This is a genomic window from Mycobacterium paraterrae (genome assembly GCF_022430545.2).
GTDB lineage: Bacteria > Actinomycetota > Actinomycetes > Mycobacteriales > Mycobacteriaceae > Mycobacterium > Mycobacterium paraterrae.
On sequence record NZ_CP092488.2, the window covers coordinates 215,561 to 239,410 of the forward strand.

Consider the following 23,850-nt stretch of genomic DNA (forward strand, 5'->3'; position numbering starts at 1 on the left):
AGCGGTATCGCCCTGTCAGTCAGCTAGGTACGTTCGTGGTCATGGCTGTGCATCTGACTCGCATCTACACCCGCACCGGCGACGACGGGACAACAGGGTTGAGCGATTTCTCGCGCGTATCGAAGAACGACACGCGCTTGGTGGCATACGCCGACTGCGACGAGGCCAATGCGGCGATCGGCACAGCCATAGCTCTGGGCGCACCGGAGGAGCGGATCGCGGACGTGCTGCGACAGATCCAGAACGACCTGTTCGACGCCGGCGCGGACCTCTCGACACCGGTCGTCGAGAATCCCGAGCATCCACCGTTGCGGATCACGCAGGAATACATCGACCGACTCGAGCGCTGGTGCGATGACTTCAACGCAGACCTGCCACCGCTCACTTCCTTTGTGCTACCCGGCGGTTCGGCACTTTCAGCCCTGCTGCATGTCGCCCGGACGGTGGCACGACGTGCCGAGCGTTCGGCCTGGAGCGCCATCGAAGAGCACCCGTCCGATGTCAGCACGCTGCCGGCGAAGTACCTGAATCGGCTGTCCGACTTGCTGTTTATCTTGTGCCGGGTGGTCAACGCGGACGGCGATGTGCTGTGGCGGCCCGGCGGAGGACGTGTCGGCTAATAGCTGTCAAATGCTGCGCCGACGTGCCCGTGGCGAGGGCCGCGACTCCAGCCACGACTGGAAAGCGGTCAAAGCGCCTCGGTCCAAAGCGATTTCGTAGTCCGCTTTCCGGTCCTGCGAGGTATCGCGCAACTCCAGCACGATGATCTCTTCGGTCATGATGTCGAACTCGTCGCCGCGCGGTGGACGGCGCGATACCACCTCAACCCCACGCCGGTTGAGCTGACGATCCGGCCACAATCGCACACTGGAGAGTCGATAGAACGCGGCATCCGCTCCGCGATAACGGATTACGCCATGGCGCCAACCGTGACCACCGACCGCAGGGATATCCCGCATGATCGCCGCGGTCCCGCCTTGGCGTAGCTTCCACAGCCGGTAGCTCAGCGCGACGACCGCCAGTCCCAGCACGGCGACGAGAACGATCATGAGGATCATGAGCGTGCTCATCGCCGCGATCCGTCAGTCGAGTGCGCCGACGGCACGCAGTCTGCCGCGTCCCCGCGCAGCAATGCGAGGGTCGTCTGACTCCGAATCTTCTCTGGCCGCAGACTCGTCGATCTCCGACTCGAATTGCGCGGACTCCGCAAGGATGCTGACGCTCTCCTCGGTGACCGACAAGAAGCCGCCTTCGATCGCGACCCGGAGGTCGTCCTCACCCTCGCGTTCGACACGAACCATGGCGTCGTCGACGAGTTGCGCAACCAGCGGGATGTGATTGGGCATGATCCCGATCTCCCCCACCGTGGTGCGCGTGAAGAGGAACGTCGCCTCGCCCGACCAGATCTTCCGGTCGACGGCAACGACCTCTACGTTCAGCACGGCCATTTCACACCTGCCCTTCCACGCTCAGCGCTGACCGACGACACGCACCGATCACAGCTTGGCGCCGAAGCTTTCGGCCTTCTTGGCCAAGTCGTCCAGGCCACCGATGAGGAAGAACGCCTGCTCCGGGATGTGGTCGAAGTCGCCCTTGGCCAGCTTGTCGAATGCTTCGATGGTCTCCTTCAGCGGTACGGTCGAACCCGGCTGGCCGGTGAACTGCTCGGCCGCCATCATGTTCTGCGACAAGAACCGCTCGATGCGACGTGCCCGGTTGACCTGCTGCTTGTCTTCCTCGGACAGCTCGTCGATACCGAGAATCGCGATGATGTCCTGAAGGTCCTTGTAGCGCTGCAGGATTCGAATGACTTCCTGGGCTACCCGGTAGTGCTCGTCGCCGACGATCGCCGGGTCCAGGATGGTCGAGCTGGACGCCAGCGGGTCCACCGCCGGGAAAATGCCCTTGGAGAACACGTTTCGCGACAACTCGGTGGTGGCGTCCAGGTGGGCGAATGTCGTCGCCGGCGCCGGGTCGGTGTAGTCGTCGGCGGGCACATACACGGCCTGCATCGAGGTGATGGATTTGCCTCGGGTCGAGGTGATCCGCTCCTGCAGCTCACCCATCTCGTCGGCCAGCGTGGGCTGGTAACCCACGGCTGACGGCATGCGGCCGAGCAGCGTCGACACCTCGGAGCCGGCCTGGGTGAACCGGAAGATGTTGTCGATGAACAACAGCACGTCCTGGCCCTGCTCGTCGCGGAAGAACTCGGCCATTGTCAACGCCGACAACGCGACTCGCATACGGGTGCCGGGCGGCTCATCCATCTGACCGAACACCAGCGCGGTGTCCTTCAGCACGTCGGCATCCGCGAGCTCGACCCACAGGTCGTTACCCTCACGGGTGCGCTCCCCGACGCCGGCGAAAACTGACGTACCACCGAAGTTTCGGGCGATACGGTTGATCATCTCCTGGATCAGCACCGTCTTACCCACACCAGCACCGCCGAACAGCGCGATCTTTCCACCACGCACGTAGGGCGTCAGCAGGTCGACGACCTTCAGGCCGGTCTCGAGCATCTCGGTGCGCGGCTCGAGCTCGTCGAAGGGCGGGGGCTTGCGGTGAATCTCCCAGTGGTCGAAGTCTTTTCCGTAGCCCGGCTCGTCCAGGCAGTCGCCCAGGGCGTTGAACACGTGGCCCTTGACGCCGTCACCGACGGGAACTGAGATCGCGTTTCCGGTGTCGGTTACCTCGACACCGCGGACCAGGCCGTCCGTCGGCTGCATCGAGATCGCGCGAACCAGGTTGTCGCCGAGGTGCTGTGCGACCTCCAACGTCAGCGTCTTCTTCAGCTCTTTGTAGGTGATTTCGGCGTGCAGCGCGTTGAACAAGTCGGGTACCGAGCCGCGCGGGAACTCGACGTCGACGACGGGCCCGGTGATCCGCACCACGCGGCCGTTGGTGTCGCCGCCATTCGAATTCGTCGACTTTTCAGCCTGTTGAGTGGTAGCAGCCATATCCTCTTCGCTTCCTGATCGGGCTTATTTCGCGTCGGCGAGCGCGTTGGCGCCACCGACGATTTCGCTGATTTCCTGGGTGATCTGAGCCTGCCGCTCGCGGTTCGCCTCGAGCGTGAGCGACTTGATCAGGTCGTCGGCGTTGTCGCTGGCCGACTTCATCGCCCGCTGACGCGAGGCCAGTTCCGACGCGGCCGATTCGAGCAGCGCCGAGAACACGCGGGTTGCCACGTAGCGCGGCAGCAGGGCGTCGAACAGTGTGGTCGCGTCCGGCTCGAACGAGTACAACGTCTTCGGCTCGTCGTTGTCCTCGACGTACTCGACGACCATGGGAGCCATCCGGTGCGCCCCGACCTGTTGCGACATCATCGACTTGAATTCCGTGTAGACGATGTGCAATTCGTCGACCGCGGTTTGGTCGTCGGACTCTTCGTTGTCGCCGGCACCAGCCATGAATGCGCTCACCAGCGTCTCGGCGATGTTCAACGCGTCCTCGTAACTAGGCCGCTCCGAGAAGCCGGTCCACGACTCGCGGATATCCCAATTGCGGAACTTGAAGTAGCCCAACGCCTTACGTCCCACGGTGTAGATCACCGGCGTCTTGCCATCCTGCCGCAGCCGTGAAAACAGCTCCTCAGCTTTGCGGAAGGCGCTCGAGTTGTACGCACCGCACAGGCCTCGATCTGACGAGACAACGAGCACGGCCACCCGCTTCGGCGATGGCTTTTCGACCAGCAGCGGGTGGTCGAGAGCCGCCTCCGATGCAAGCGTGGTGAGCACGCGAGTGATTTCCTCGGTGTAGGGCCGGGCCTCGTTCAGACGGGCCTGTGCCTTACCGATGCGCGAGGTCGCGATCATCTCCTGGGCCTTGGTGATCTTTTTGATCGCCCCAGCGGAACGAATGCGACCCCGCAGTTCGCGAAGTGTGGCAGCCATCCTCGATTACTTCTTCTGCTCCGGCGGCGCAGGCTTGTGAACCTGCACCGCTTCTTTCTCCACCTGCTCTTCGTCGAGCGGCTCGACGTGCTCGTCCGGCACCACCGAGCCGCCGCCGGTCGCCGCGAAGCCCTTCTTGAAGTCCTTGATCGCGTCTTCCAGCTTCTTCTCGGTCTCTTCGCTGAGCTTCTGCGACTCCTTGATGTCGGACAGGATGCCGTCTTTGCCGCCGCGGAGGTGGTCGAGGAACTCGCCCTCGAAGCGGTGCACGTCCTCGGTGGGAACCGAGTCGAGGTGGCCACCGGTGCCGAGGTAGATCGACACCACCTGCTCCTCGACCGGCGCCGGGTGGTACTGCGGCTGCTTGAGCAGCTCGACCAGCCGTTCACCGCGATCCAGCTGCGCCTTCGAGGTGGCGTCCAGGTCCGAGGCGAAGGCGGCAAACGACTCCAGCTCGCGGAACTGCGACAGGTCCAGTCGCAGCGAGCCGGCCACCTCTTTCATGGCCTTGATCTGTGCCGCACCACCGACACGCGACACCGACACACCCACGTTGATCGCCGGTCGCACACCCTGGTTGAACAAGTCGGACTCCAGGAAGACCTGGCCGTCGGTGATCGAGATGACGTTGGTCGGGATGTAGGCCGAAATGTCGTTGGCCTTGGTCTCGATCACCGGCAACCCGGTCATCGATCCGCCGCCGAGCTCGTCGGACAATTTGGCGCAGCGCTCCAGCAGCCGCGAGTGCAGGTAAAACACGTCACCGGGGTAGGCCTCACGACCCGGTGGGCGACGTAGCAGCAGCGAAATCGCACGGTAGGCCTCGGCCTGCTTGCTCAGGTCGTCGAAGACGATCAGCACGTGCTTGCCGTTGTACATCCAGTGCTGAGCGATCGCCGAACCGGTGTAGGGCGCAAGCCATTTGAACCCGGCCGCGTCGGATGCCGGCGCCGCGACGATCGTGGTGTACTCCATCGCACCGCCCTCGTCGAGCGCGCGCCGCACCGAAGCGATCGTGGTGCCCTTCTGGCCGATGGCGACGTAAACGCAGCGAACCTGCTTCTTCTCGTCGCCGGTCTCCCAGTTTTGCCGCTGGTTCAGGATGGTGTCGACGCACACCGCGGTCTTGCCAGTCTTGCGGTCGCCGATGATCAACTGACGCTGGCCGCGCCCGATCGGCGTCATGGCGTCGATGGCCTTGATGCCGGTCTGCAGCGGCTCGGAAACGCTCTGGCGCTGCACCACCGACGGGGCCTGGATCTCCAAGGCGCGGCGGGTTTCCGCCTTGATGTCGCCCTGGCCGTCGATCGGCTCGCCGAGGGGGTTGATCACGCGACCCAGGAATTCGTCGCCGACCGGAACCGAGAGAACCTCTCCGGTCCGCTTGACCTGCTGGCCTTCTTCGAGCTTCTCGAAGTCACCCAAGATCACCGCGCCGACGCTGTGCTCGTCGAGGTTGAGCGCCACCCCGAGAACGCCGCCTGGGAACTCGAGGAGCTCCTGGGTCATCACCGACGGCAGGCCCTCGACGTGCGCGATGCCGTCACCGGCGTCCACGACGGTGCCCACCTCTTCTTTGGTGGTGTCGGAGGTGAAGGAGCTTACGTATTCCTCGATCGCACCCTGAATGTCGTCAGCCGAGATAGTCAACTCTGCCATGGCTTTTCGTTCTTCCTGCTTGTCGATGGTGTTACTGGGTCAGTCGGGCAACTGGGTCTGGGCCGCGGCGAGACGCGACGACAGCGTGCCGTCGATGATCTCGTCGCCAACGGAAATTGCGAGCCCGCCGAGCAGCTCTGGGTCGGTGGAGATCTGCGCTGTGACTGGGTGGCCGTAGATCCGGCTGAGCACCTCGGTGAGGCGGGTGTGCTGTGCGTCGCTGAGCTCGGCGGCTGCGCTCACCTGCGCGACGATTTCGCCACGTCGGGCCACCGCGACCTTGGCCAGTTCTTGCACGGCCTCTTCGGCCGGCCGTCCCCGGAGCAACTGGACTGTCTTGGCCAGCAGGTCGGTCGTGATCTCGTTGACTCCGGCGCCCGCGGTGCCAAGGACGTTGCGCAGCAACTGAACCCGGGCATCCGCCGGTGTCTCGTAGTCACCCAGCAAGATCGCCAGGCGTGGCTGGGTGTCGAGGATGCGCGAGAACCGGAACAGCTGCTCTTCCACCTCGTCGAGCTGGCCGGCCTTGTCCGCACGGATCAGCAGTGCTTGCCGTCCGGCCATCTCGATGGCGTCGACGAGATCGCCCTCGGCCGACCACCGTTGCGAGACCGCCGTTTTGGTCACATCCAGCGCCGGTTGGCTCACCTTGTCCGACACCAGGCGTTCGATCAGCCGGACGCGCGGCGTGGCATCCTCGCTGGGCTGCGTGAGATAGCGGGTGACAACGGTCTCCCGGTTCAGCAGTACCGCGATCGATGTCAGATCATCGGCGAGAGTTGACAACCCGTCGTCGTCGAGCCCGTCGGCAAGTTCATCGAACTTGTCCAGCAAGCTGGTCAGCGCGAGGCGGCTGGCCGAGCGCATCTTGCTGGCGACCGGAGACTGGATGTCAGCCGTTGAGGACGCCATCTCGTCGAGGTCGTCGAGGAAACGGTCCACGGTCGCCGCCTGCTGGGCCGGGTCGGCGACGTATCCGCGCACCAATTCACTTGCCCGATGCACTGACTCGGCGCCGATGTCCTGACGCAGCTGGCGGATCAACTGCGCACGCATCAGCTCGACCTGCTTGGCGCCCTGCTGCTTGATCCGCTCGGCGTCGCTGTCGGCTTGCGCGCGAAGCTGCTCGCCAATGCGTTTCGCGTCGTCTTGAGCCTCTTCGACCATCCGCTGCGCCTCGGCGTTGGCGTCTTCTTTGGCCTTGGCGTGAGCACGGCTGGCCTCGGCCAACCGGTCGGCGGCGGCCGAGGAGTCCGCCAACTGCTGGCGCACAGTGTTTTGCTGATCTGCCATCATCTTTTTCACCGGCGGGACGACATAGCGCCAGACCAGCAGGATGATGACGGCAAACCCGAAGAGCTGCCCGATGAATGTTGACATTTCGTGCTTACCGCTCCGAACCTGTGGCCGAGACCGAGGTGCTGATCTCGACGCCGAGGATGCGGCTCGCCAGCGTGGTGGAAATGCTTTCCACGCGTGTGCGAAGATCCGCAGCCACGGCGTCACCCTCCCGCTTCAGTTGCTCGGCAGCGTCTTGCAGCGTCGAGGAAACCTGCTCCTCGGCCTCCCCGCGCTTCTGATCGACGACCTTGCGGCCCTCTGCCCGAGCTTCGTCGCGAGCCGCCGATGCGTTGAGTCGAGCGGCGGATAGCGCCTTCTCGTAGTCCTCTTGCGCAGCGGCGAATTGCTCGGCCGATTTCTTGTTGTCTGCAGCCGTTTTGGTGACCATGTTTTCGCGCTCTTTGAGCACCTTCGCAATCGGCGGAACCACGAAGGTGCCGATCACGCCGAGCACGATCAAGAAGATGATCAGCACGACGAAGAAGGTGCCGTTAGGGATGAGGAAGTTGCCCTCAGCCTGGCTGGCATCCGCCAAAACCACAGCGCTAGCGCTCATGTCACCCATCTCGACTGTTTTTTACTTGACCGGGGTGGCGAAGACGAACAGCGCCATGAAGGCCAGGTTGATGAAGTAGGCGGCCTCAACCAGACCGACCGTGATGAAGAACGGCACGAACAGCCGTCCCTGCGCCTCGGGCTGGCGGGCGATGCCGGCAATCAGGGCGTTACCGGCGACACCGTCACCGATACCGGCGCCGATGGCGCCACCGGCCATGATCAGTCCACCGCCGATGAGAGCGCCGGCAGCGATTGTGGGGTTCATTGCTTATCCTCCTTGATATTTGGTAGCGGTCTACCAAGTGTGTGGTGGTCGTCGAGCCAGAACGTCTTAGTGGTGGTCTTCCTCCAGCTCCATCGACTGGCTGAAGTACAAGATCGTCAGCAGCGCGAAGATGAACGCCTGGATTGCGCCGACGAACAGGTCGAAAGCCTTCCAGATCGCATTCGGCGCCCACAGCACGTACGGCGGGAACAGCGCGATCAGCGCGACCAGGATGCCGCCGGCGAAGATGTTGCCAAAGAGTCGGAGCGACAACGAGATCGGCTTGGCGAGCTCCTCGACCACGTTGATCGGCATGAAGATCACCCCGACCACCTTGGGCAGCGAGTCCCAGACGTGTCCCTTGAGCACCTTGGCGGGGTACCCCACCGGGCCGGCGCGCCAGATACCTGCGAGGTGGTAGCAGATGAACACGAACAGCGCGAGCGCCAGGACGTAGTTGATGTCCGAGGCCGGTGGGGCGAACAGCTCCTTGGGTGAACCGCCCTCCCCACTGGTGTACTGCACCGGCAACACCGACAGCCAGTTCGAGATCAGGATGTAGACGAAAAGCGTTACGGCCAGCGGCAATACAAACGGCGCGATGCGCATGCCGATCGCGCTCTCGATCTGGTTGCGCATCTGGATGGTGATCGCCTCGAAGAACAACTGCACGCCGCCGGGCACCCCGCTCGAGGTGACCTTGGCACGCAGGAAGAACGCCAGCGCGATGACGATGATGGCGGCGAGCCCCGCAGAGGCCACGGTGTCGAGGTTGATCGTGAGGCCAAAAAGCTCGGCCGTCTCGTGATGGCCGACCTCGATGGCGCCCTCAGCCAGCAGCATCTCAGTCATTGCTGTATCCAATCCCTTCACTACCGTCGGCCGCCCCGCTACGCAGCTTCTTCCATACCGGCAACGCAGTCGTGAGCACCAATAGCACCTGGAAGAGCGCCAGACCAAATACCACGCCAAGGCCGGCGGGCCGGAACACGAACGCGATCGCCAATCCGATCGTGGTGATCATCAGCAGTCGCGTCGCCGAGTTCGCCGCCATTTTCTTCTTCAGCGGGTGCTCCTCAGCGGTGATAGCCGCTACCGAGCGCTGTACGCCGAGCGCGTTGAGCAAACCCAGCAACAGCCCCACGCCGAAGAAAACACCGACCATCGGACTGCCCAGCGACGCCGCGATGGCGACCGCGACGGCCGTCAGCACGACCGCGATGGCCAACAGGCGAAGGGGCCGGAACGCGACGGAGGGGAACACCAACGGCGCGTCCTGCGCTGGTGTAGTCACTGCAGCACCTCAGTCCTCGTTCGGGGGGAGTTGTGTGTTGCTCATTACGTGGCCCGTTGAGCGTATCGGAGCGCTTTTGCCGCACTCGCATCACCCAAGGGACTACTCCCCATTGTCGGTCGTTGGTCGACAGGATCAGAGCTGGCTCCGACTGCCGATGGCCGGCAACCCGCGAGGTTAATTCGGGTTCTACCTGCACCGTACCACATCGGCAAGCACTCTACTACTCCTCGTCGTAGACATCGTCACGACGTCGGAGCAGGGGAATCAACGTCGCGAATACCGCGATCGCGATCGCGCCTAGCATGACCGCGGCGGTGTCCCGGGGGTTGAAGAAAATGGTGCTTGCCGTGCCGAACGCGACGATGCCGACCCATAGATAAATGATCAGCACGACCCGTCGATGGGAATGGCCGATCTGCAGCAGTCGGTGGTGCAAGTGCATCTTGTCGGGGCTGAACGCGCTTCGCCCGGCCCGGGTGCGGCGCACGATGGCCAGCAACAAGTCGAGCATGGGCACGAACATCACCGCGACGACCAACAGGAACGGCGAGAGCAGAGCAAACACATCGCGGGCCCCGTAGGCGTTCTGCGAAATAGGCCCCGCGGCCGTTGTCGACGCCGCGGCCAGCATCAGGCCGATCAGCATCGAGCCGGAGTCGCCCATGAAGATCTTGGCTGGATGGAAGTTGTGCGGCAGGAAACCGAGGCAGGCACCGGCCAGCACCACCGAGATCACCGCGGGCGGGTAAAAGAGCACGTCTCCACCGTGGTCGCGAAGCAGCCCGACCGAAAACATGCAGATCGCCAACGCGGTGATGAGCCCGAGCCCGGCGGCCAGCCCGTCGAGTCCGTCGACGAAGTTCATCGCGTTGACGATCGACACGGTCAGCGCCAGTGTCAGCAGGATCGAGGACACCTGGTCGAGCACGATCGTGCCCACCCCGCCCAGCGGGATATAGAGGACGCTCCATGCGACGCCCATCGTCACCAGCACGCTGGCCGCGGTGATCTGGCCGGCGAATTTGGTGAGTGCGTCCAGACCCCACCGGTCGTCGATCAAGCCGATACCCATGATCAGCCCGCCCGCCAGCACCACCGCGGGCATCCCGGTCGAGTAGACGAACCCGCGGGTGAGCGCGGGAAGCTGCGATGCCAGGAACACCGCCGCGACCACGCCGATGTACATCGCCAGCCCGCCCATTCGCGGTGTCGGCGTGACGTGGACGTCGCGTTCGCGTGGATAGGCGACGGCGCCGAACCGGGTTGCCAGCTTGCGCACGGGCCCAGTGGCGAAGTAGGTGATGATCGCGGCGGTCAGTCCGACGAGTGCGAGTTCGCGCAACGGGACGCCGGCGCCGCGATCAGCCAGAGCGAGCAAACCGCCGGCGAGGTTGTCGGCACCGCTGACCATCCGAAAAACCGTAGTGCACGGCCCTGAGATCGAAATGAGCTACCCGACCGGTCAGCCGGCAAGGCTTTCGGCGTCGACGCCGAGTACTTCGGCGATGCGTTCGGCGCTGACCGGACCCGCTCGCAGGATGCGGGGTTCAGGACTGGTCAGATCCAGGATGGTCGAGGCGGACTGCTCGGCCGCGGGCCCGCCATCGAGATAGACGTCGACGAGGTCGCCTAGCTGCTGGCGCGCTTGCCCGACGTCGACCGCGGGCGGACGTCCGGAGATATTCGCGCTGGAGACGGCCATCGGCCCGACCTCGCGCAGCAGTTCGATCGCGACCGGGTGCAGGGGCATCCGCAGCATGACGGTGCCGCGGGCGTCACCCAGGTCCCATTGCACCGAGGGCGCTTGACGGACCACCAGGCTCAGTGCGCCGGGCCAGAAAGCGCGGACGAGGTTGCGCATGGAGGTCGTCACCGTCATCGCCAGGCCGTCGATGGTGTACCAGGAACCGACCAGCACTGGCACCGGCATGTCGCGACCGCGTCCTTTGGCGGCCAGCAGTGCGGCCACCGCCGTGCTATTGAACGCATCGGCGCCCAACCCGTATACCGTGTCAGTAGGCAGAACGACCAAGCCACCGTTCTTCACCGCGGCTGCCGCGGAAATGATTGCACGCGAACGCTGTTCGTGGTCGGTGCAGTCGAATGTCTGGCTCATGAGCTGCCACCGCTTCGGCGCGCCGTGACGAACCGCGGCCGTCCGGTCAGATCCTTGCGTGCGACGATGTCTTCGTAACGTGCTGTCGCGCGCAGCAATTCGACGGTGGACGACGACGTGGTGTCGTCATGTTCGACGGCGAAAAGACCGCCGGGGCGAAGCAGCCGTGCGGCCAGCGCGACGATGGCTGTGATCACCGCCATTCCGTCCGGGCCGCCGAACACGGCATGTGCCGGATCATGGTCGAGCACTTCGGGTTCGAGGTCGGCACCCTCCGGAACGTAGGGCGGGTTGGAGACCAGCAGGTCGACCTGACCGTCGAGGTCGCTCAGCACGCCCGATCCGGTGACATCGGCGTGCAGCAATTCGACCGTGGTACCCACGGCGTTTTTCCGCGCATACTCGAGGGCGACCTCGGAGTCGTCGACGCCGACCACCCGCGCCGCGGGCCAATGTCGCGCCAGCCCGAGCGCCAGCGCGCCCGAACCCGTGCACAGGTCTACGATCGTCGACGGCTTCGGAATACGTTGCGCCATGGCCCATTCCAGCATCGCCTCGGTTTCCGGTCGGGGAATGAACACACCGGGCCCGACCGCCAATGTCACGGGGCCGAAGGCGGCCGTTCCGGTGAGGTGCTGCAGCGGAATTCGCCGGGACCGTTCGGCGATGGTCGCGCGGTAGCGGTCGAAGAATGCGTCATCGGGCGGGGCGAGCATCGACAGCCGGCCACGCTGAGTGCCGGCCAGATGCGCCGCCAGCTCCTCGGCGTCGTAGCGGGCGGAGTCGATGCCGGCTTGCGTGAGCAACGCTGTCGCCGAGTCGATCGCGCCACGCAGCCGGGTAATCATGCCTGCTGCAGCCGCGCTTGCTTGTCGGCCGCCCCGAGGGCGTCGAACAGAGCGTCCAGGTCGCCGTCCAGCACCTGGTCGAGATTGTGCGCCTTGAAATTGATGCGGTGATCGGCGATCCGGTTCTCCGGGAAGTTGTAGGTGCGGATCCGCTCGCTACGGTCCACGGTGCGGATCTGACTCGCCCGGTCGGCCGACGCGTCGGCCTGCGCCTGCTCCTCGGCCAGTGCCTGCAGGCGGGCCGCGAGCACCAACATGGCGCGGGCCTTGTTCTGCAGCTGCGACCGCTCGTTTTGGCAGGTCACCACAATCCCGGTGGGCAGGTGGGTAATTCGCACCGCCGAGTCGGTCGTGTTGACGCCCTGGCCGCCCTTACCGGACGACCGGTAGACGTCGATCCGCAGATCCGAGTCGTCGATCTGCACTTCGCCCACCTCTTCGGGCTCGGGGTACACCAGCACCCCGGCGGCCGACGTGTGCACGCGTCCTTGAGATTCGGTGACCGGCACGCGCTGCACGCGGTGTACGCCGCCCTCGAATTTCAGCTTCGACCAGACGCCATCCATCGAATCGCCCTTGCTCGCGATCGTGAGCGTCGCGTCCTTGTAACCGCCTAGGTCGGAGTGGGTCTCGTCCAGCACCGTCACGGTCCAGCCGTGCCGTTCGGCGTAGCGGATGTACATCCGGGCCAGGTCCGCGGCGAATAGTGCCGATTCTTCGCCGCCTTCACCGGATTTGACCTCGAGCACCACATCGTCGGCGTCGTGCGGGTCGCGTGGCGCGAGCATGTCACTGAGCTTGGTCTCCAACTCGTCGACCCGCTTTTCGAGTTCGGTGACCTCGTCGGCGAACGATGCATCATCGAGCGCGAGTTCGCGCGCGGTCTCGAGATCGTCGCGCGCCGAGGTGAGTTGGCGGTAAGTCGTCACGATCGGGGCCAGCTGCGCGAACCGCCGACCGACCTTGCGGGCGTTGGCCGCATCGCTGTGCAGTTCGGGGTCCGACAGCTTCTTCTCGAGGTCGGCATGTTCGGCAACCAGCGCATCAATCGCTTGTCCGCCTTGGGTCATGCTCACCTCCTTGCTAAAGCTCTTCCACACATAAAGCGACGCCCGGCCTGCGCGATAGTCGCGACAGTCCGGGCGTCGATCGAGCTACTTGTCGGCCGAAGCTTCCTGGTCGGCGCCTGCCTTGCGCTTGCCGTACCGCTTCTCGAAGCGGGCAACACGGCCGCCGCTGTCCAAAATCTTCTGCTTACCGGTGTAGAACGGGTGGCACTGCGAGCAGACCTCGACCACGATGTGGCCGCTCTCCTTGGTGCTACGCGTCTGGAAAGTATTGCCGCAACCGCAGACCACGGTGGTCTCGCCGTACGCGGGGTGGATATCAGCCTTCATGGTGTCCTTTTCATTAATGGGCCGCCGGGTCGCCAGACCCGCTGAAGATCTGACGTGAACCGGAACCCGAACGTCGGCTGACCATTATGCCAGTTCAGCCGCTACGGGACTAAACGCGCGAGCAGGCCCGGACATTCCCCCGCCGACAACCGAACTAACCGGCGCTGACCTGGGCTTTAACGGAGCGGTCGATGACCGTGTAGCTGGTCTCGCGGCCGGGCCGAGTCCACAGCAAGCCCCCGGGCGGGGCGCTGCCAAGCGCGGTGAGCTGTCGTTTGAGCACCTTGTTGGTGGCGGTGGTGGGCAGCGTGTCGGTGATCCAGACGTGCCGGGGCCAGGCTTTCGGCGACAGGTCCGGCTGGGAAGCCAGAAACTCGGCGAACTCTCCCGGCGCCAGCGTTGCGCCGTCGACCAGGACCAGGGCGGCCATTACTTGGTCGCCGACCTGCTGGTCGGGTACCGCGTAGACCGCGACCTGGCTGATCGCCGGCAGCCTCTGCAGGATCCGTTCGATGGGCGCGGTGGTCATGTTCTCGCCGTCCACCCGCAGCCAGTCGCCGCTGCGCCCGGCGAAGTAGATCCAGCCGTCGGCGTCGCGGTAGGCCAGGTCGCCGGACCAGAACATCCCATTGCGCAGCCGGGCGTCGGTGGCGGCTTGGTCGTTGTAGTAGCCGGCGAACAACCCCGCGCCGGTGGTGTTGACCAATTCGCCGATCGCGTCGTCGGGGTTGGCCAGTGCGCCGTCGGCGTCGAATTGCGCCACCGCGCACTCGGCCAAGGTTTCGGGGTTGTAGATGCTGACGCCCGGAAAGCCTTGCCCCAGCGAACCCGCCGGACAGCCGTCTTCGCGGGTGATGATGATGGCGCCTTCGCTGGAGCCGAAGCCGTCCCACACCGTGCAGTCGAAGCGCCGGCTGAATTCCGCGATGTCGCGGTCGCTGGCCTCGTTGCCGAATGCGACCCGCAGCGGGTTGTCCGCGTCGTCGGGCTGCTCGGGCGTGGCGAGCACGTAAGCCAACGGCTTGCCGACGTAGTTCATGTAGGTGGCGCCGTAGCGACGCAGGTCGGACAGCAGCCGCGACGCCGAGAAGGTGGCGGGCACCATCGCGGAACCGGAGCCGACGGCGACGCTCCAGCCGGCAAGCAGAGCGTTGGAGTGGAACAGCGGCATCGACAGGTAGCAGACGCCTGTCGAGTCGACGTCGAATCGGCCAATCAGGTTGGCGCCGGCGAAGATTACCGTCAAGTGGGTGATCTGAACAGCCTTTGGCTCGCCGCTGGTTCCCGAGGTGAAGATCATCATCAGCGTGTCGGTGGGTTCCACCTCGCGGTAGGGCACCAGCGGTCCGGCGGACGCCACGAGCTTCGACCATTCGTCGGTGCTGACGTCGATGACACGCACGCCCGGCAGATCCAGGCCGTCGAGCAGCTCGCGATGGGCGGGATCGGTGAGCAAAATCTGGCAGTCGGCGCGCACGATGTCTTTGGCCAAAGCCGCACCCCGCCGGGTGTCGTTGATGCCGCACAGCACGAAGCCGCCGAGCGCCGCCGCCGCCATCGCGGTGAGCATCTCCGGTGTGTTGCCGAGCAGCGCCCCCACATGCAGCGGACGCTGCGAATCGGCGATGCCGATCAGCGCGGCGGCGGTTGCCGAGGCGTCGGCGAGATGTTCACGCCAGGTCCACACGCGGTCTTCGTACTTGACTGCGGGCGTGGAGTCGTTGCTTCGCTCGCGAAGCAGCTGCTGAATAGTGTCGGCCACGGCTCACCACTTTCGACGTCGATCCTCGACAGGGCGCACGTTACCGTCGCGGCAACAGTAGCGATGCGAGACCGTCATTGTCGGCGGTCGGCCGTGGTGTGCTAATCGGCTTGCGGGCCGCGAAAGCCCGCAGCGTCAGCCGGTGTTAGTCGTTGTCCATACCCGGCGTCGTCTTCGACACCTGGACCAGGAACTCGTAGTTGTTCTTGGTCTTACGCAGCTGCGACATCAGCAGGTCGATAGCCTGGTGGGAATCCAGGCCAGACAGCACGCGACGCAACTTGTGCACGATCGCGAACTCGTCCGGCGAGAGCAGCAGTTCGTCCTTGCGGGTACCCGAGGGATTCACGTCGACCGCGGGGAACACCCGACGCTCGGAGATCTTGCGGTCGAGCTTGAGCTCCGCGTTACCCGTACCCTTGAATTCCTCGAAAATGACTGTGTCACCGGTGGATCCGGTCTCGACCATCGCGGTGGCGATGATCGTCAGCGATCCGCCCTCTTCGATGTTGCGGGCGGCGCCGAGGAAGCGCTTCGGCGGGTACAGCGCGGTCGAGTCGACACCACCGGACAGGATGCGGCCCGACGCCGGCGACGCATTGTTGTACGCGCGCCCCAGCCGGGTGATCGAGTCGAGCAGCACGACAACGTCTTTGCCCTGCTCCACGAGCCGCTTGGCCCGCTCGATGGCCAACTCGGCGACCGAGGTGTGGTCTGACGGTGGCCGGTCGAACGTCGAGGCGATGACCTCGCCCTTGACCGAACGAGTCATGTCCGTGACCTCTTCAGGACGCTCGTCGACGAGCACGACCATGAGGTGGCATTCGGGGTTGTTCCTGGTGATCGCGTTGGCGATGTCCTGCAGGATCGTCGTCTTACCGGCCTTAGGCGGCGAGACGATCAGTGCACGCTGCCCCTTGCCGATCGGCATGATCAGGTCGATGACCCTGGTGGTCAGCCGGTCGCCGGTGGTCTCCAAACGCAGACGCTGGTTGGGGTACAACGGCGTCAGCTTGGTGAAGTCGGGACGGTTCTTGGCGTTTTCGACGGGCCCGCCATTGACCGTGTCCAGGCGCACCAGCGGGTTGAATTTCTGTCGCGGATTCTTGTCGCCGCCTTCCCCATCCCGGGGCACGCGCACCGCGCCGGTCACCGCGTCGCCGCGGCGTAAACCGTTCTTTCGCACCATGTTCATCGAGACGTAGACGTCGTGCGGACCGGCCAGATAGCCGGAGGTGCGGACGAACGCGTAGTTGTCGAGCACGTCGAGGATGCCGGCGACGGGTTGGACGACGTCGTCTTCGCGGAGTTCGGTGTCGCCACCGCCGCCGCCTTCACCGGAGCGCTCGCCGCGGCGCCGACGCTCACGGAACCGGCGTCCGCGGCGACCGCCGCGTCCGTCACCGTCGTCGTCCTGCTGGTTCTGGTTCTGGTTCTGGTTGCCGCGGTTCTGTTGTCCGCCGGAGCCCTGATCGCCAACCTTGTCCGAATCGTTGTCGGAGTCGCGGTCTTCGGATTTCTGATCCTGCTGCTCGCGGGCGGCCTTGTCGTTGCCGTTGTGCTGCTTTTTGTCGTTCTTTTCGGTCTTGTCGTTCTTGTCGGCGCGGCCGTCCCGCTCCCCCGCCTGGTTGTCGTCCGCGGGCGGTTTGTCGCCGGACTCGGTGCGGGTCGCGTGGTTGTCCGCGGCCGGCTCAGTGTGGTTGGCCGCCTCGGGGGCGTGGTTCTCGGCGCCGCCGTTGGTTGACGCGCCGTTGGACTTGCCGGCTTGGCGGCTTTCCCGGATCGCGGCGATCAGTTCACTTTTGCGCATGCCCGAGGTGCCCTTGACGCCGGACCGATTGGCCAACGCGCGCAGTTCGGGAAGCACCATGGTGGCCAGCGAACCGTCCGACGCGCTCGATTGGGCGCCGTTGTCGCTGGAAGTATCGAGGGTCACGGGATGGGGCAGTGCGCCATTTTCGGTGCTGTCGCCAGCCGTAACGAGGTCCGTATCGGTCACGGATTTCCTTTCTCTCCCTCGCTGATCAAGTCAAGCCAGGGGTTCGTTGCATTCAGCCAATTCGCCGAAGGCTGCCAAAGATCGACTCTGCAACGGTGATTGCCGGGATTGGCGTTTGAAATGGCGAACCATCGTCCACGAGAAGAATTTGGTGTTCGTCCTAGTGTTCGCGCAATGTCAGCGCATGCTGCAGGTGACTGCGATAGCTGGACGGCTCCGAGGATAACCTTCTTCGATGCCGGAAGCAAGGAGCCCCTTCTAGGAGTCTGGCGACGCTAGCTGGGGACTGCTACCCCAGAACTCCAGCGTACGCCGTCACCGGCCGTCATTTCGCGGATCGCAAATCCGTTTGCGGCGGCAAAGTCGAGCACTTCGGCGGGCAGTTGGGACGCCGTGCTCAGCGCGATAACCGCCGGTCCGGCGCCGGAGAGCACAGCCGCCAAACCACAACGACGCAGCCGATGCAGGTATTCCGCCGATGCCGGCATTGCCGGCGCACGCTGCGGCTGGTGAAGTACATCCTCGGTGGCCGCCATCAACAGGTCGGGCCGCTCGGTGAGCGCCACCACCAGCAGCGCCGCGCGGCTGACATTGAAGCGCGCGTCGTCGTGGCTGACCTGCGTGGGTAACAACACCCGGGCCTCGACGGTCGAGGATCGCTGGGTGGGAATGGCCGGGAACAGTCGGATATCGGGGTGCAGCCGCAACCGGGCGGCCGAATAGACGGGTGGACCCGTGGCGGCGTCGGTCCACGACACGGTCGCACCGCCCAGCACCGCCGCGGCCGCGTTGTCGGGGTGCCCTTCGAACTCGGAGGCCAGTTGAATCAGCTGAGGCTGACTCAACGGCGTCAGGCCCGCCTGGGTGAGAAGGCCGTTGACCGCCGCCAGACCGCCAACCACGGCCGCCGCCGACGAGCCGAGGCCGCGGGAATGTGGAATCGCGTTGCGGCAGCGCACTTTCAGCCCGGACGCAGCGACACCGGCGGCCTGCAATCCGTGTTGCACGGCGCGGACGACTAGATGGCCGGCGTCGAGCACCAGTTCCCCGGCACCCTCGCCTTCGACCTCGACGACCAGGCCGGAATCGGTTGTCTCGACGATGATTTCGTCATACAAGCTCAACGCCAACCCGAGGCTGTCGAAGCCCGGACCAAGGTTCGCGCTGGAGGCAGGGACAACCGACGTGCCCACCAGCCCGGAAGCTAGCACTAGGCCAGCCCCAATTTGGCGACGACCGCGACCGGGTCGACCGGAACCGGCTCCACGGTCGGCATGTCGCGCAGCGCGGTGTCGGGATCTTTGAGGCCGTTGCCGGTCACCGTGCAGACCACGGTCGAGCCGCGCTCGACCCAGCCGTCCTCGACGGATTTGAGCAGACCGGCGATGCTGGCCGCCGAAGCCGGCTCGACGAAGACGCCTTCGCTGGCCGCGACCAGGTGGTACGCCGCAAGGATCTCGTCGTCGGTGGCCGCCAGAAATCGGCCGTTGGACTCCTCTTGCGCCGCGACGGCCGGCCCCCACGACGCAGGCGACCCGATCCGGATCGCCGTCGCGATGGTTTCCGGGTTCTTCACGGGCTCGCCGGAGACCAGCGGGGCGGCACCTGCCGCCTGGGTGCCCAGCATCCGGGGACGTTTGTCAGTCACACCGTCCGCGTGGTACTCGGTGTAGCCCTTCCAGTACGCGGTGATGTTGCCCGCGTTGCCGACCGGCAGAGCGTGGATGTCCGGCGCGTAGCCCAGCACGTCGACGATCTCGAACGCCGCCGTCTTCTGGCCTTCGATGCGAACCGGGTTGACCGAGTTGACCAGCGCGATGGTCGGGAAGTCCGCGACGATCTTGCGGGCCACCTCCAGGCAGTCGTCGAAGTTACCGTCGACCTGAATGATCTTGGCGCCGTGCATGACAGCCTGCGCGAGCTTGCCCATCGCGATTTTGCCCTGCGGGATCAGCACCGCGCAGGTAATGCCGGCCCGGGCGGCATATGCCGCCGCCGACGCCGACGTGTTGCCCGTCGACGCGCACAACACCGCCTGCTGGCCGCGGGCTACCGCATCGGTGACCGCCATCGTCATGCCACGGTCTTTGAACGAGCCAGTGGGGTTGAGGCCTTCGACCTTGAGGTGAACCGTGCAGCCGATCTGCTCGGACAGCCGCGGCGCCGAGATCAGCGGTGTGCCACCTTCCAGCAGGGTGACCGGGGTCCAGTTGTCCCCGACGGGCAGCCGGTCGCGGTAGGCCTCGATCAGGCCCGGCCACTGCCGATGCACGGCCGCCTTGGAGGCGCTCATTCGTTGGTTCCTTCCAGCCGCAGGACGCTGGCCACACCCTGCACGACATCCAGTTCGGCCAGCGCGTCGACGGTCTCGGACAACGCGGCGTCGGTCGCGGTGTGGGTGACCACGACGACGCGGGCGCCGACGCGCCGCCCACCCTCGCCGACCACGCCCTCCTGGCGCACCTCGGCGATGCTGACCTCGCGCTTGGCGAATTCGGCTGCGACCGTGGCCAATACACCCGGCTTGTCGGCCACATCCATGCTGACGTAGTAGCGGGTAGAGATCACTCCCATCGGGGCAACCGACAACTGCGCGTACTTCGACTCCTTGGGCGCGCGGCTGCCCAACACCCGGTTGCGGGCGGCCATCACCAAGTCGCCGGTGACGGCGGACGCGGTCGGCGCTCCGCCGGCCCCCTGGCCGTAGAACATCAGCCGGCCGGCCGCCTCGGCCTCGACCACGACCGCGTTGAACGCCCCGTTGACGGTCGCCAGTGGGTGCTCCAGTGGCACCAGCGCTGGATACACGCGGGCTGAAACGCGTTGTTGTCCATCGTCTCCGGCGACCCGCTCACAGATGGACAGCAGCTTGATCGTGCAGCCCAACGCTCGAGCGGAGGCGAAGTCTTCCGGGCTGATCTTGGTGATGCCCTCGCGGTAGACGTCGTCGGCGGTCACCCGGGTGTGGAACGCGATGGACGCCAGGATCGCGGCTTTCGCGGCGGCGTCGTAGCCCTCGACGTCGGCGGTCGGGTCGGCTTCGGCGTAGCCCAGCGCACTCGCATCGGCCAGCGCCTTCTCGTAGTCGGCGCCGGTGCTGTCCATTTCGGACAGGATGTAGTTGGTGGTGCCGTTGACGATCCCGGCCACCCGCTGCACGGTGTCACCAGCCAGCGACTGCGTCAGCGGACGGATCACCGGAATGGCGCCAGCCACCGCGGCCTCGAAATACAGGTCGACGCGGGCGTTTTCGGCGGCTTGCGCCAACTCGCCGGTGGAGACCGACAGCAGCGCCTTATTGGCTGTCACCACAGACTTGCCGTGTTCTAGGGCAGACAGAATCGCCTTGCGGGACGGCTCGACCGGACCCATCACCTCGACGACGATGTCGACGTCGTCGCGGACGACCAGCGAGTCGATGTCGTCGGTGAGCAGATCGGCCGGCACACCGCGATCGCCGGACAACCGGCGGACGCCGATGCCGCGCAGCACCAGCGGCGCACCGACGCGGGCGGCAAGGTCGTCGGCGCTTTCCTCGATGATGCGAACGACCTCACTGCCCACATTGCCAAGTCCCAATACCGCTACACCGACCGGCTTTTCAGGTTCGCTCATGTGATCACCTCACTTCCAAACTCAGCAGATCGTCGACCGTCTCCCTGCGCAGGATCAGACGGGACGCTCCGTCACGCACGGCCACCACGGCGGGCCGGCCGATCAAGTTGTAGCGACTCGACAGCGAGTAGCAGTAGGCGCCCGTCGCGGCGACCGCGACCAGGTCGCCCGGCGCGATGTCGTCCGGCACCCAGGTGTCTCGGACCACGATGTCGCCACTCTCGCAATGTTTTCCGACCACCCGCGCCAGCGTTGGCTCCGCCTCGGTGCTGCGGGAAACCAGTCGCACGTCGTAGTCGGCTCCATACAGCGAGGTGCGGATGTTGTCGCTCATCCCGCCGTCCACGCTGACATAGCGGCGGTGCGCCGTAGCGCTGACGCCGACGTCTTTGACGGTGCCGACCTCGTAGAGGGTGACCGTTCCCGGTCCGGCGATCGCCCGCCCAGGCTCGACGACCAGTCGCGGTACCGGCAGACCGACCGCCGCGGACTCGATGCGCACGATGTCGCTGAGCTTGTCGGCAAGCTCCCCCACCGGCGGCGGGTCGTCGTTGGGTAGATACGAAATGCCAAGCCCACCACCAAGATCGACAGTCGAAATCTGCGCAGTCTTATCGACGCCGAATTCGGCGACCACGTCGCGCAGTAGGCCGATCACCCGGTGCGCGGCGATCTCGAAGCCGCCTACGTCGAAGATCTGTGAGCCGATGTGGCTGTGCAGGCCGACCAGTCGCAGGTTGTCGGTGGCAAAAACCCGCCGGATCGCGTCCATGGCAGCGCCGTTGGCCAGCGAGAGCCCGAACTTCTGGTCTTCGTGGGCGGTGGAGATGAATTCGTGGGTGTGCGCCTCGACGCCGACCGTGACCCTGACCAGCACATCTTGCACGACGCCCGCCTCGCCGGCGATCTCGTCAAGCCGCTCGATCTCGATCATCGAGTCGACCACGACATGGGCGATCCCCGTCTTGACCGCGGCGGTCAGTTCGGTCACCGATTTGTTGTTGCCGTGCAATGCGATCCGTTCTGGCGGGAAGTTGGCGTGCAGCGCGACCGCCAGTTCACCGCCGCTGCAGACGTCGAGCGACAGTCCTTCCTCGTCGATCCAGCGCGCAATCTCGCTGGACAGGAAAGCCTTTGCGGCGTAGTGCACGTTTGATCCACCACCGAAGGCGGCAGCGATTTCGCGGCAGCGCGACCGGAAGTCTTCTTCATCGATCACGAAAAGTGGCGTGCCGTATTCCTGCGCCAACGACTGCATCGACACGCCAGCGATGCTGACGGCACCATCGCTATCGCGAACGGCATTGCGCGGCCAGACATTCGGCGCCAGCTCCAGCAGCTCGTGTCCCGCGCGCGGACGAGGCGGGACGCTGCCGTGGTGGACCTCCTCGGCGTGGCGTGGCCCGGCTGGGTGTGCGTTCACATTCGCTCCGGGGCGCTGACGCCGAGGATGGACAATCCGTTGGCGATCACCTGGCGGGTCGCCTGGCATAGCGCCAGGCGTGCCGTGTTCAGTTCGCCCGCTTCCTCGTCGCCCTGCGGCAAGACCCGGCAGGCGTCGTAGAAACGGTGGTAGTCACCGGCCAGATCTTCGAGGTATCGGCAGACCCGATGCGGTTCACGCAGCGACGCAGCCGTTTTCAGCACCCGCGGGAACTCGCCGAGGCTGCGGATCAGCGCACCTTCCTTCTCATGGGTGAGCAACTCGAGGTGGCCGGTATCGGGGATCAGTCCGAGTTCGGCGGCGTTACGGGCCAGCGCCGAAAGCCGGGCGTGCGCGTATTGGACGTAGTAGACCGGGTTTTCGTTCGATGCCGAAGACCACAACGCGAGATCGATGTCGATCGGGGTGTCGACCGATGAGCGGATCAGGCTGTAGCGCGCGGCGTCGACGCCGATCGCCTCGACCAGGTCGTCGAGGGTGATCACAGTGCCGGCCCGCTTACTCATCTTCACCGGTTGTCCGTCGCGGACGAGGTTGACCATCTGCCCGATCAGCACTTCGACGGTGCCCGGATTGTCGCCGAATGCTTCGGCGGCAGCCTTCAGTCGCTTGATATAGCCGTGGTGGTCGGCGCCGAGCATGTAGATGCACAGGTCGAATCCGCGGCCCCGCTTGTCCAGGTAGTACGCGAGGTCGCCGGCGATGTAGGCGTGCTTGCCGTCGCTCTTGATCACGACGCGGTCTTTGTCGTCGCCGAAAGCGCTGGTGCGCAACCAGGTTGCGCCGTCCTTCTCGTAGATGTTGCCGTTCTCGCGCAGCCGCGCGATGGCCTGCTCGACGCGTCCACTGGTGTGCATCGATTCTTCGTGGGTGAAGACGTCGAAGTCGGTGCCGAATTCGTGCAGCGACTTCTTGATGTGGTTGAACATCAAGTCAACACCGATGCGCCGGAAGGTCTCGTGCCGTTCGGCGTCGGGTTGGCTCAGCGCGTCCGGAACCTGCGAAACGATCTGTGCGGCGATGTCGGCGATGTAGTCGCCGGCGTAGCCGTCCTCGGGCGTGGGTTCGCCTTTGGCCGAGGCGATCAGCGAGTTGGCGAACCGGTCGATCTGCGCGCCGTGGTCGTTGAAGTAGTACTCGCGCACCACAGCGGCGCCTTGGGTGGTGAGCAGCCGGCCCAGCGCGTCTCCGACGGCGGCCCAGCGGGTGCCGCCGATGTGAATCGGCCCGGTGGGGTTGGCGGAGACGAACTCGAGATTGATCTTGTGGCCCGCCTCGGCGTCGGAATTGCCGTAGGTGTGGCCGGCGTCGATGACGTTGTTGACGATCAACCCCTGCGCAGACGCGTCCAGCCGCAGGTTGATGAAGCCCGGGCCGGCGATCTCGGCCGAGGCGATGCCGTCAGCCGCGGCGAGCGCCTCGGCCAGCCATCCGGCCAGTTCACGTGGGTTGACACCGACCTTCTTGCCCAGCTGGAGCGCAAGGTTGCTGGCGTAGTCACCGTGCTCGGGGTTGCGCGGTCGCTCGACGGTGACCACCGGCGGCAACGCGGCGGTGTCGAGCCCATGCTGGGTCAACACCGCGGTCGCGGTGGCCTTCAGCAGCTCGGCAAGGTCGGCGGGATTCACGCAGGCCATCCTATGGTCTGAGGTGGTC

Annotated in this window: 23 protein-coding genes; 1 reads left to right on the forward strand and 22 read right to left on the reverse strand. The window is 65.3% G+C overall.

What is annotated here, in order from left to right; genetic code table 11:
* Nucleotides 1–41: 41 nt before the first annotated feature.
* Entirely contained in the window at nt 42–620 is a 579-nt protein-coding gene (locus MKK62_RS00940; protein WP_240262832.1) for a cob(I)yrinic acid a,c-diamide adenosyltransferase, read from the forward strand.
* Between the two features lie 6 nt (nt 621–626).
* On the opposite strand, the gene MKK62_RS00945 is transcribed toward MKK62_RS00940, so the two are convergent.
* The 22 genes from MKK62_RS00945 to argS all read right to left on the reverse strand — a co-directional run bounded on the left by MKK62_RS00945 (nt 627) and on the right by argS (nt 23,822).
* On the reverse strand, nt 627–1,070 hold the full coding sequence (locus tag MKK62_RS00945; RefSeq protein ID WP_240262831.1) for a DUF2550 domain-containing protein: 444 nt from the start codon (nt 1,068–1,070) through the stop codon (nt 627–629).
* 12 nt (nt 1,071–1,082) lie between these two features.
* Nucleotides 1,083–1,448 (reverse strand): F0F1 ATP synthase subunit epsilon, encoded by a 366-nt coding sequence (locus tag MKK62_RS00950; RefSeq protein WP_240262830.1) that lies wholly within the window; start codon nt 1,446–1,448, stop codon nt 1,083–1,085.
* A 48-nt stretch (nt 1,449–1,496) separates the two neighbouring features.
* A complete protein-coding gene (gene atpD, locus MKK62_RS00955; RefSeq protein ID WP_240262829.1) occupies nt 1,497–2,957 on the reverse strand; it encodes a F0F1 ATP synthase subunit beta in 1,461 nt (486 codons plus the stop codon).
* Nucleotides 2,958–2,981: 24 nt separating this feature from the next.
* On the reverse strand, nt 2,982–3,893 hold the full coding sequence (locus MKK62_RS00960; RefSeq protein ID WP_240262828.1) for a F0F1 ATP synthase subunit gamma: 912 nt from the start codon (nt 3,891–3,893) through the stop codon (nt 2,982–2,984).
* 6 nt (nt 3,894–3,899) lie between these two features.
* A complete protein-coding gene (gene atpA, locus MKK62_RS00965; RefSeq protein ID WP_240262827.1) occupies nt 3,900–5,552 on the reverse strand; it encodes a F0F1 ATP synthase subunit alpha in 1,653 nt (550 codons plus the stop codon).
* Between the two features lie 39 nt (nt 5,553–5,591).
* Nucleotides 5,592–6,932, reverse strand: coding sequence for a F0F1 ATP synthase subunit B/delta (locus MKK62_RS00970; protein ID WP_240262826.1), 1,341 nt, complete (start codon nt 6,930–6,932; stop codon nt 5,592–5,594).
* A gap of 7 nt (nt 6,933–6,939) precedes the next feature.
* Nucleotides 6,940–7,458 carry a F0F1 ATP synthase subunit B gene (locus tag MKK62_RS00975; RefSeq protein ID WP_240262825.1) on the reverse strand — a complete coding sequence of 173 codons (519 nt, stop codon included), beginning with the start codon at nt 7,456–7,458 and terminating at the stop codon, nt 6,940–6,942.
* 12 nt (nt 7,459–7,470) lie between these two features.
* Nucleotides 7,471–7,716: a F0F1 ATP synthase subunit C gene (locus MKK62_RS00980; protein ID WP_067329468.1), complete on the reverse strand. Its 246-nt coding sequence runs from the start codon at nt 7,714–7,716 to the stop codon at nt 7,471–7,473.
* Between the two features lie 66 nt (nt 7,717–7,782).
* A complete protein-coding gene (gene atpB / locus MKK62_RS00985; RefSeq protein WP_240262824.1) occupies nt 7,783–8,568 on the reverse strand; it encodes a F0F1 ATP synthase subunit A in 786 nt (261 codons plus the stop codon).
* The gene (locus MKK62_RS00990; RefSeq protein WP_240262823.1) at nt 8,561–9,010 is read right to left on the reverse strand and encodes an ATP synthase subunit I; all 450 of its coding nucleotides are present in this window, start codon (nt 9,008–9,010) and stop codon (nt 8,561–8,563) included. The genes atpB and MKK62_RS00990 overlap by 8 nt, the downstream gene beginning before the upstream one ends.
* 223 nt (nt 9,011–9,233) lie before the next feature.
* Nucleotides 9,234–10,424, reverse strand: a complete 1,191-nt coding sequence (locus MKK62_RS00995) for a glycosyltransferase family 4 protein (RefSeq protein WP_240262822.1) — start codon at nt 10,422–10,424, stop codon at nt 9,234–9,236.
* Nucleotides 10,425–10,475: 51 nt separating this feature from the next.
* Complete coding sequence (locus MKK62_RS01000; RefSeq protein WP_240262821.1) at nt 10,476–11,129, reverse strand: L-threonylcarbamoyladenylate synthase; 654 nt, start codon at nt 11,127–11,129, stop codon at nt 10,476–10,478.
* Nucleotides 11,126–11,977 (reverse strand): peptide chain release factor N(5)-glutamine methyltransferase, encoded by an 852-nt coding sequence (gene prmC, locus MKK62_RS01005; protein WP_240262820.1) that lies wholly within the window; start codon nt 11,975–11,977, stop codon nt 11,126–11,128. Before prmC ends, MKK62_RS01000 begins: the two co-directional genes overlap by 4 nt.
* Nucleotides 11,974–13,047 carry a peptide chain release factor 1 gene (gene prfA / locus MKK62_RS01010; RefSeq protein WP_240262819.1) on the reverse strand — a complete coding sequence of 358 codons (1,074 nt, stop codon included), beginning with the start codon at nt 13,045–13,047 and terminating at the stop codon, nt 11,974–11,976. Before prfA ends, prmC begins: the two co-directional genes overlap by 4 nt.
* Before the next feature lie 84 nt (nt 13,048–13,131).
* Nucleotides 13,132–13,374: a 50S ribosomal protein L31 gene (rpmE, locus tag MKK62_RS01015; protein WP_240262818.1), complete on the reverse strand. Its 243-nt coding sequence runs from the start codon at nt 13,372–13,374 to the stop codon at nt 13,132–13,134.
* 154 nt (nt 13,375–13,528) lie between these two features.
* Nucleotides 13,529–15,136, reverse strand: coding sequence for a fatty-acid--CoA ligase FadD1 (gene fadD1, locus MKK62_RS01020; protein WP_240262817.1), 1,608 nt, complete (start codon nt 15,134–15,136; stop codon nt 13,529–13,531).
* A 145-nt stretch (nt 15,137–15,281) separates the two neighbouring features.
* Nucleotides 15,282–17,072: a transcription termination factor Rho gene (gene rho, locus MKK62_RS01025; RefSeq protein WP_434085064.1), complete on the reverse strand. Its 1,791-nt coding sequence runs from the start codon at nt 17,070–17,072 to the stop codon at nt 15,282–15,284.
* Nucleotides 17,073–17,410: 338 nt separating this feature from the next.
* Nucleotides 17,411–18,361 carry a homoserine kinase gene (thrB, locus tag MKK62_RS01030; protein ID WP_240263886.1) on the reverse strand — a complete coding sequence of 317 codons (951 nt, stop codon included), beginning with the start codon at nt 18,359–18,361 and terminating at the stop codon, nt 17,411–17,413.
* Nucleotides 18,346–19,428: a threonine synthase gene (gene thrC / locus MKK62_RS01035; RefSeq protein WP_240262815.1), complete on the reverse strand. Its 1,083-nt coding sequence runs from the start codon at nt 19,426–19,428 to the stop codon at nt 18,346–18,348. The genes thrB and thrC overlap by 16 nt, the downstream gene beginning before the upstream one ends.
* Nucleotides 19,425–20,750 (reverse strand): homoserine dehydrogenase, encoded by a 1,326-nt coding sequence (locus MKK62_RS01040; RefSeq protein ID WP_240262814.1) that lies wholly within the window; start codon nt 20,748–20,750, stop codon nt 19,425–19,427. Before MKK62_RS01040 ends, thrC begins: the two co-directional genes overlap by 4 nt.
* Nucleotides 20,751–20,754: 4 nt before the next feature.
* Nucleotides 20,755–22,173 carry a diaminopimelate decarboxylase gene (gene lysA, locus MKK62_RS01045; RefSeq protein WP_240262813.1) on the reverse strand — a complete coding sequence of 473 codons (1,419 nt, stop codon included), beginning with the start codon at nt 22,171–22,173 and terminating at the stop codon, nt 20,755–20,757.
* Nucleotides 22,170–23,822, reverse strand: coding sequence for an arginine--tRNA ligase (argS, locus tag MKK62_RS01050; protein ID WP_240262812.1), 1,653 nt, complete (start codon nt 23,820–23,822; stop codon nt 22,170–22,172). Before argS ends, lysA begins: the two co-directional genes overlap by 4 nt.
* Between the last annotated feature and the right edge of the window lie 28 nt (nt 23,823–23,850).

Excerpts from the sequence above, each read along its gene's own strand:
- MKK62_RS00940 (WP_240262832.1), top strand. The coding sequence starts at position 42 with ATGGCTGTGCATCTGACTCGCATCTACACCCGCACCGGCGACGACGGG.
- MKK62_RS00945 (WP_240262831.1), bottom strand. The coding sequence starts at position 1,070 with ATGAGCACGCTCATGATCCTCATGATCGTTCTCGTCGCCGTGCTGGGA.
- MKK62_RS00950 (WP_240262830.1), bottom strand. The coding sequence starts at position 1,448 with ATGGCCGTGCTGAACGTAGAGGTCGTTGCCGTCGACCGGAAGATCTGG.
- atpD (WP_240262829.1), bottom strand. The coding sequence starts at position 2,957 with ATGGCTGCTACCACTCAACAGGCTGAAAAGTCGACGAATTCGAATGGC.
- MKK62_RS00960 (WP_240262828.1), bottom strand. The coding sequence starts at position 3,893 with ATGGCTGCCACACTTCGCGAACTGCGGGGTCGCATTCGTTCCGCTGGG.
- atpA (WP_240262827.1), bottom strand. The coding sequence starts at position 5,552 with ATGGCAGAGTTGACTATCTCGGCTGACGACATTCAGGGTGCGATCGAG.
- MKK62_RS00970 (WP_240262826.1), bottom strand. The coding sequence starts at position 6,932 with ATGTCAACATTCATCGGGCAGCTCTTCGGGTTTGCCGTCATCATCCTG.
- MKK62_RS00975 (WP_240262825.1), bottom strand. The coding sequence starts at position 7,458 with ATGGGTGACATGAGCGCTAGCGCTGTGGTTTTGGCGGATGCCAGCCAG.
- MKK62_RS00980 (WP_067329468.1), bottom strand. The coding sequence starts at position 7,716 with ATGAACCCCACAATCGCTGCCGGCGCTCTCATCGGCGGTGGACTGATC.
- atpB (WP_240262824.1), bottom strand. The coding sequence starts at position 8,568 with ATGACTGAGATGCTGCTGGCTGAGGGCGCCATCGAGGTCGGCCATCAC.
- MKK62_RS00995 (WP_240262822.1), bottom strand. The coding sequence starts at position 10,424 with ATGGTCAGCGGTGCCGACAACCTCGCCGGCGGTTTGCTCGCTCTGGCT.
- MKK62_RS01000 (WP_240262821.1), bottom strand. The coding sequence starts at position 11,129 with ATGAGCCAGACATTCGACTGCACCGACCACGAACAGCGTTCGCGTGCA.
- prmC (WP_240262820.1), bottom strand. The coding sequence starts at position 11,977 with ATGATTACCCGGCTGCGTGGCGCGATCGACTCGGCGACAGCGTTGCTC.
- prfA (WP_240262819.1), bottom strand. The coding sequence starts at position 13,047 with ATGACCCAAGGCGGACAAGCGATTGATGCGCTGGTTGCCGAACATGCC.
- rpmE (WP_240262818.1), bottom strand. The coding sequence starts at position 13,374 with ATGAAGGCTGATATCCACCCCGCGTACGGCGAGACCACCGTGGTCTGC.
- thrC (WP_240262815.1), bottom strand. The coding sequence starts at position 19,428 with ATGAGCGCCTCCAAGGCGGCCGTGCATCGGCAGTGGCCGGGCCTGATC.
- MKK62_RS01040 (WP_240262814.1), bottom strand. The coding sequence starts at position 20,750 with ATGAGCGAACCTGAAAAGCCGGTCGGTGTAGCGGTATTGGGACTTGGC.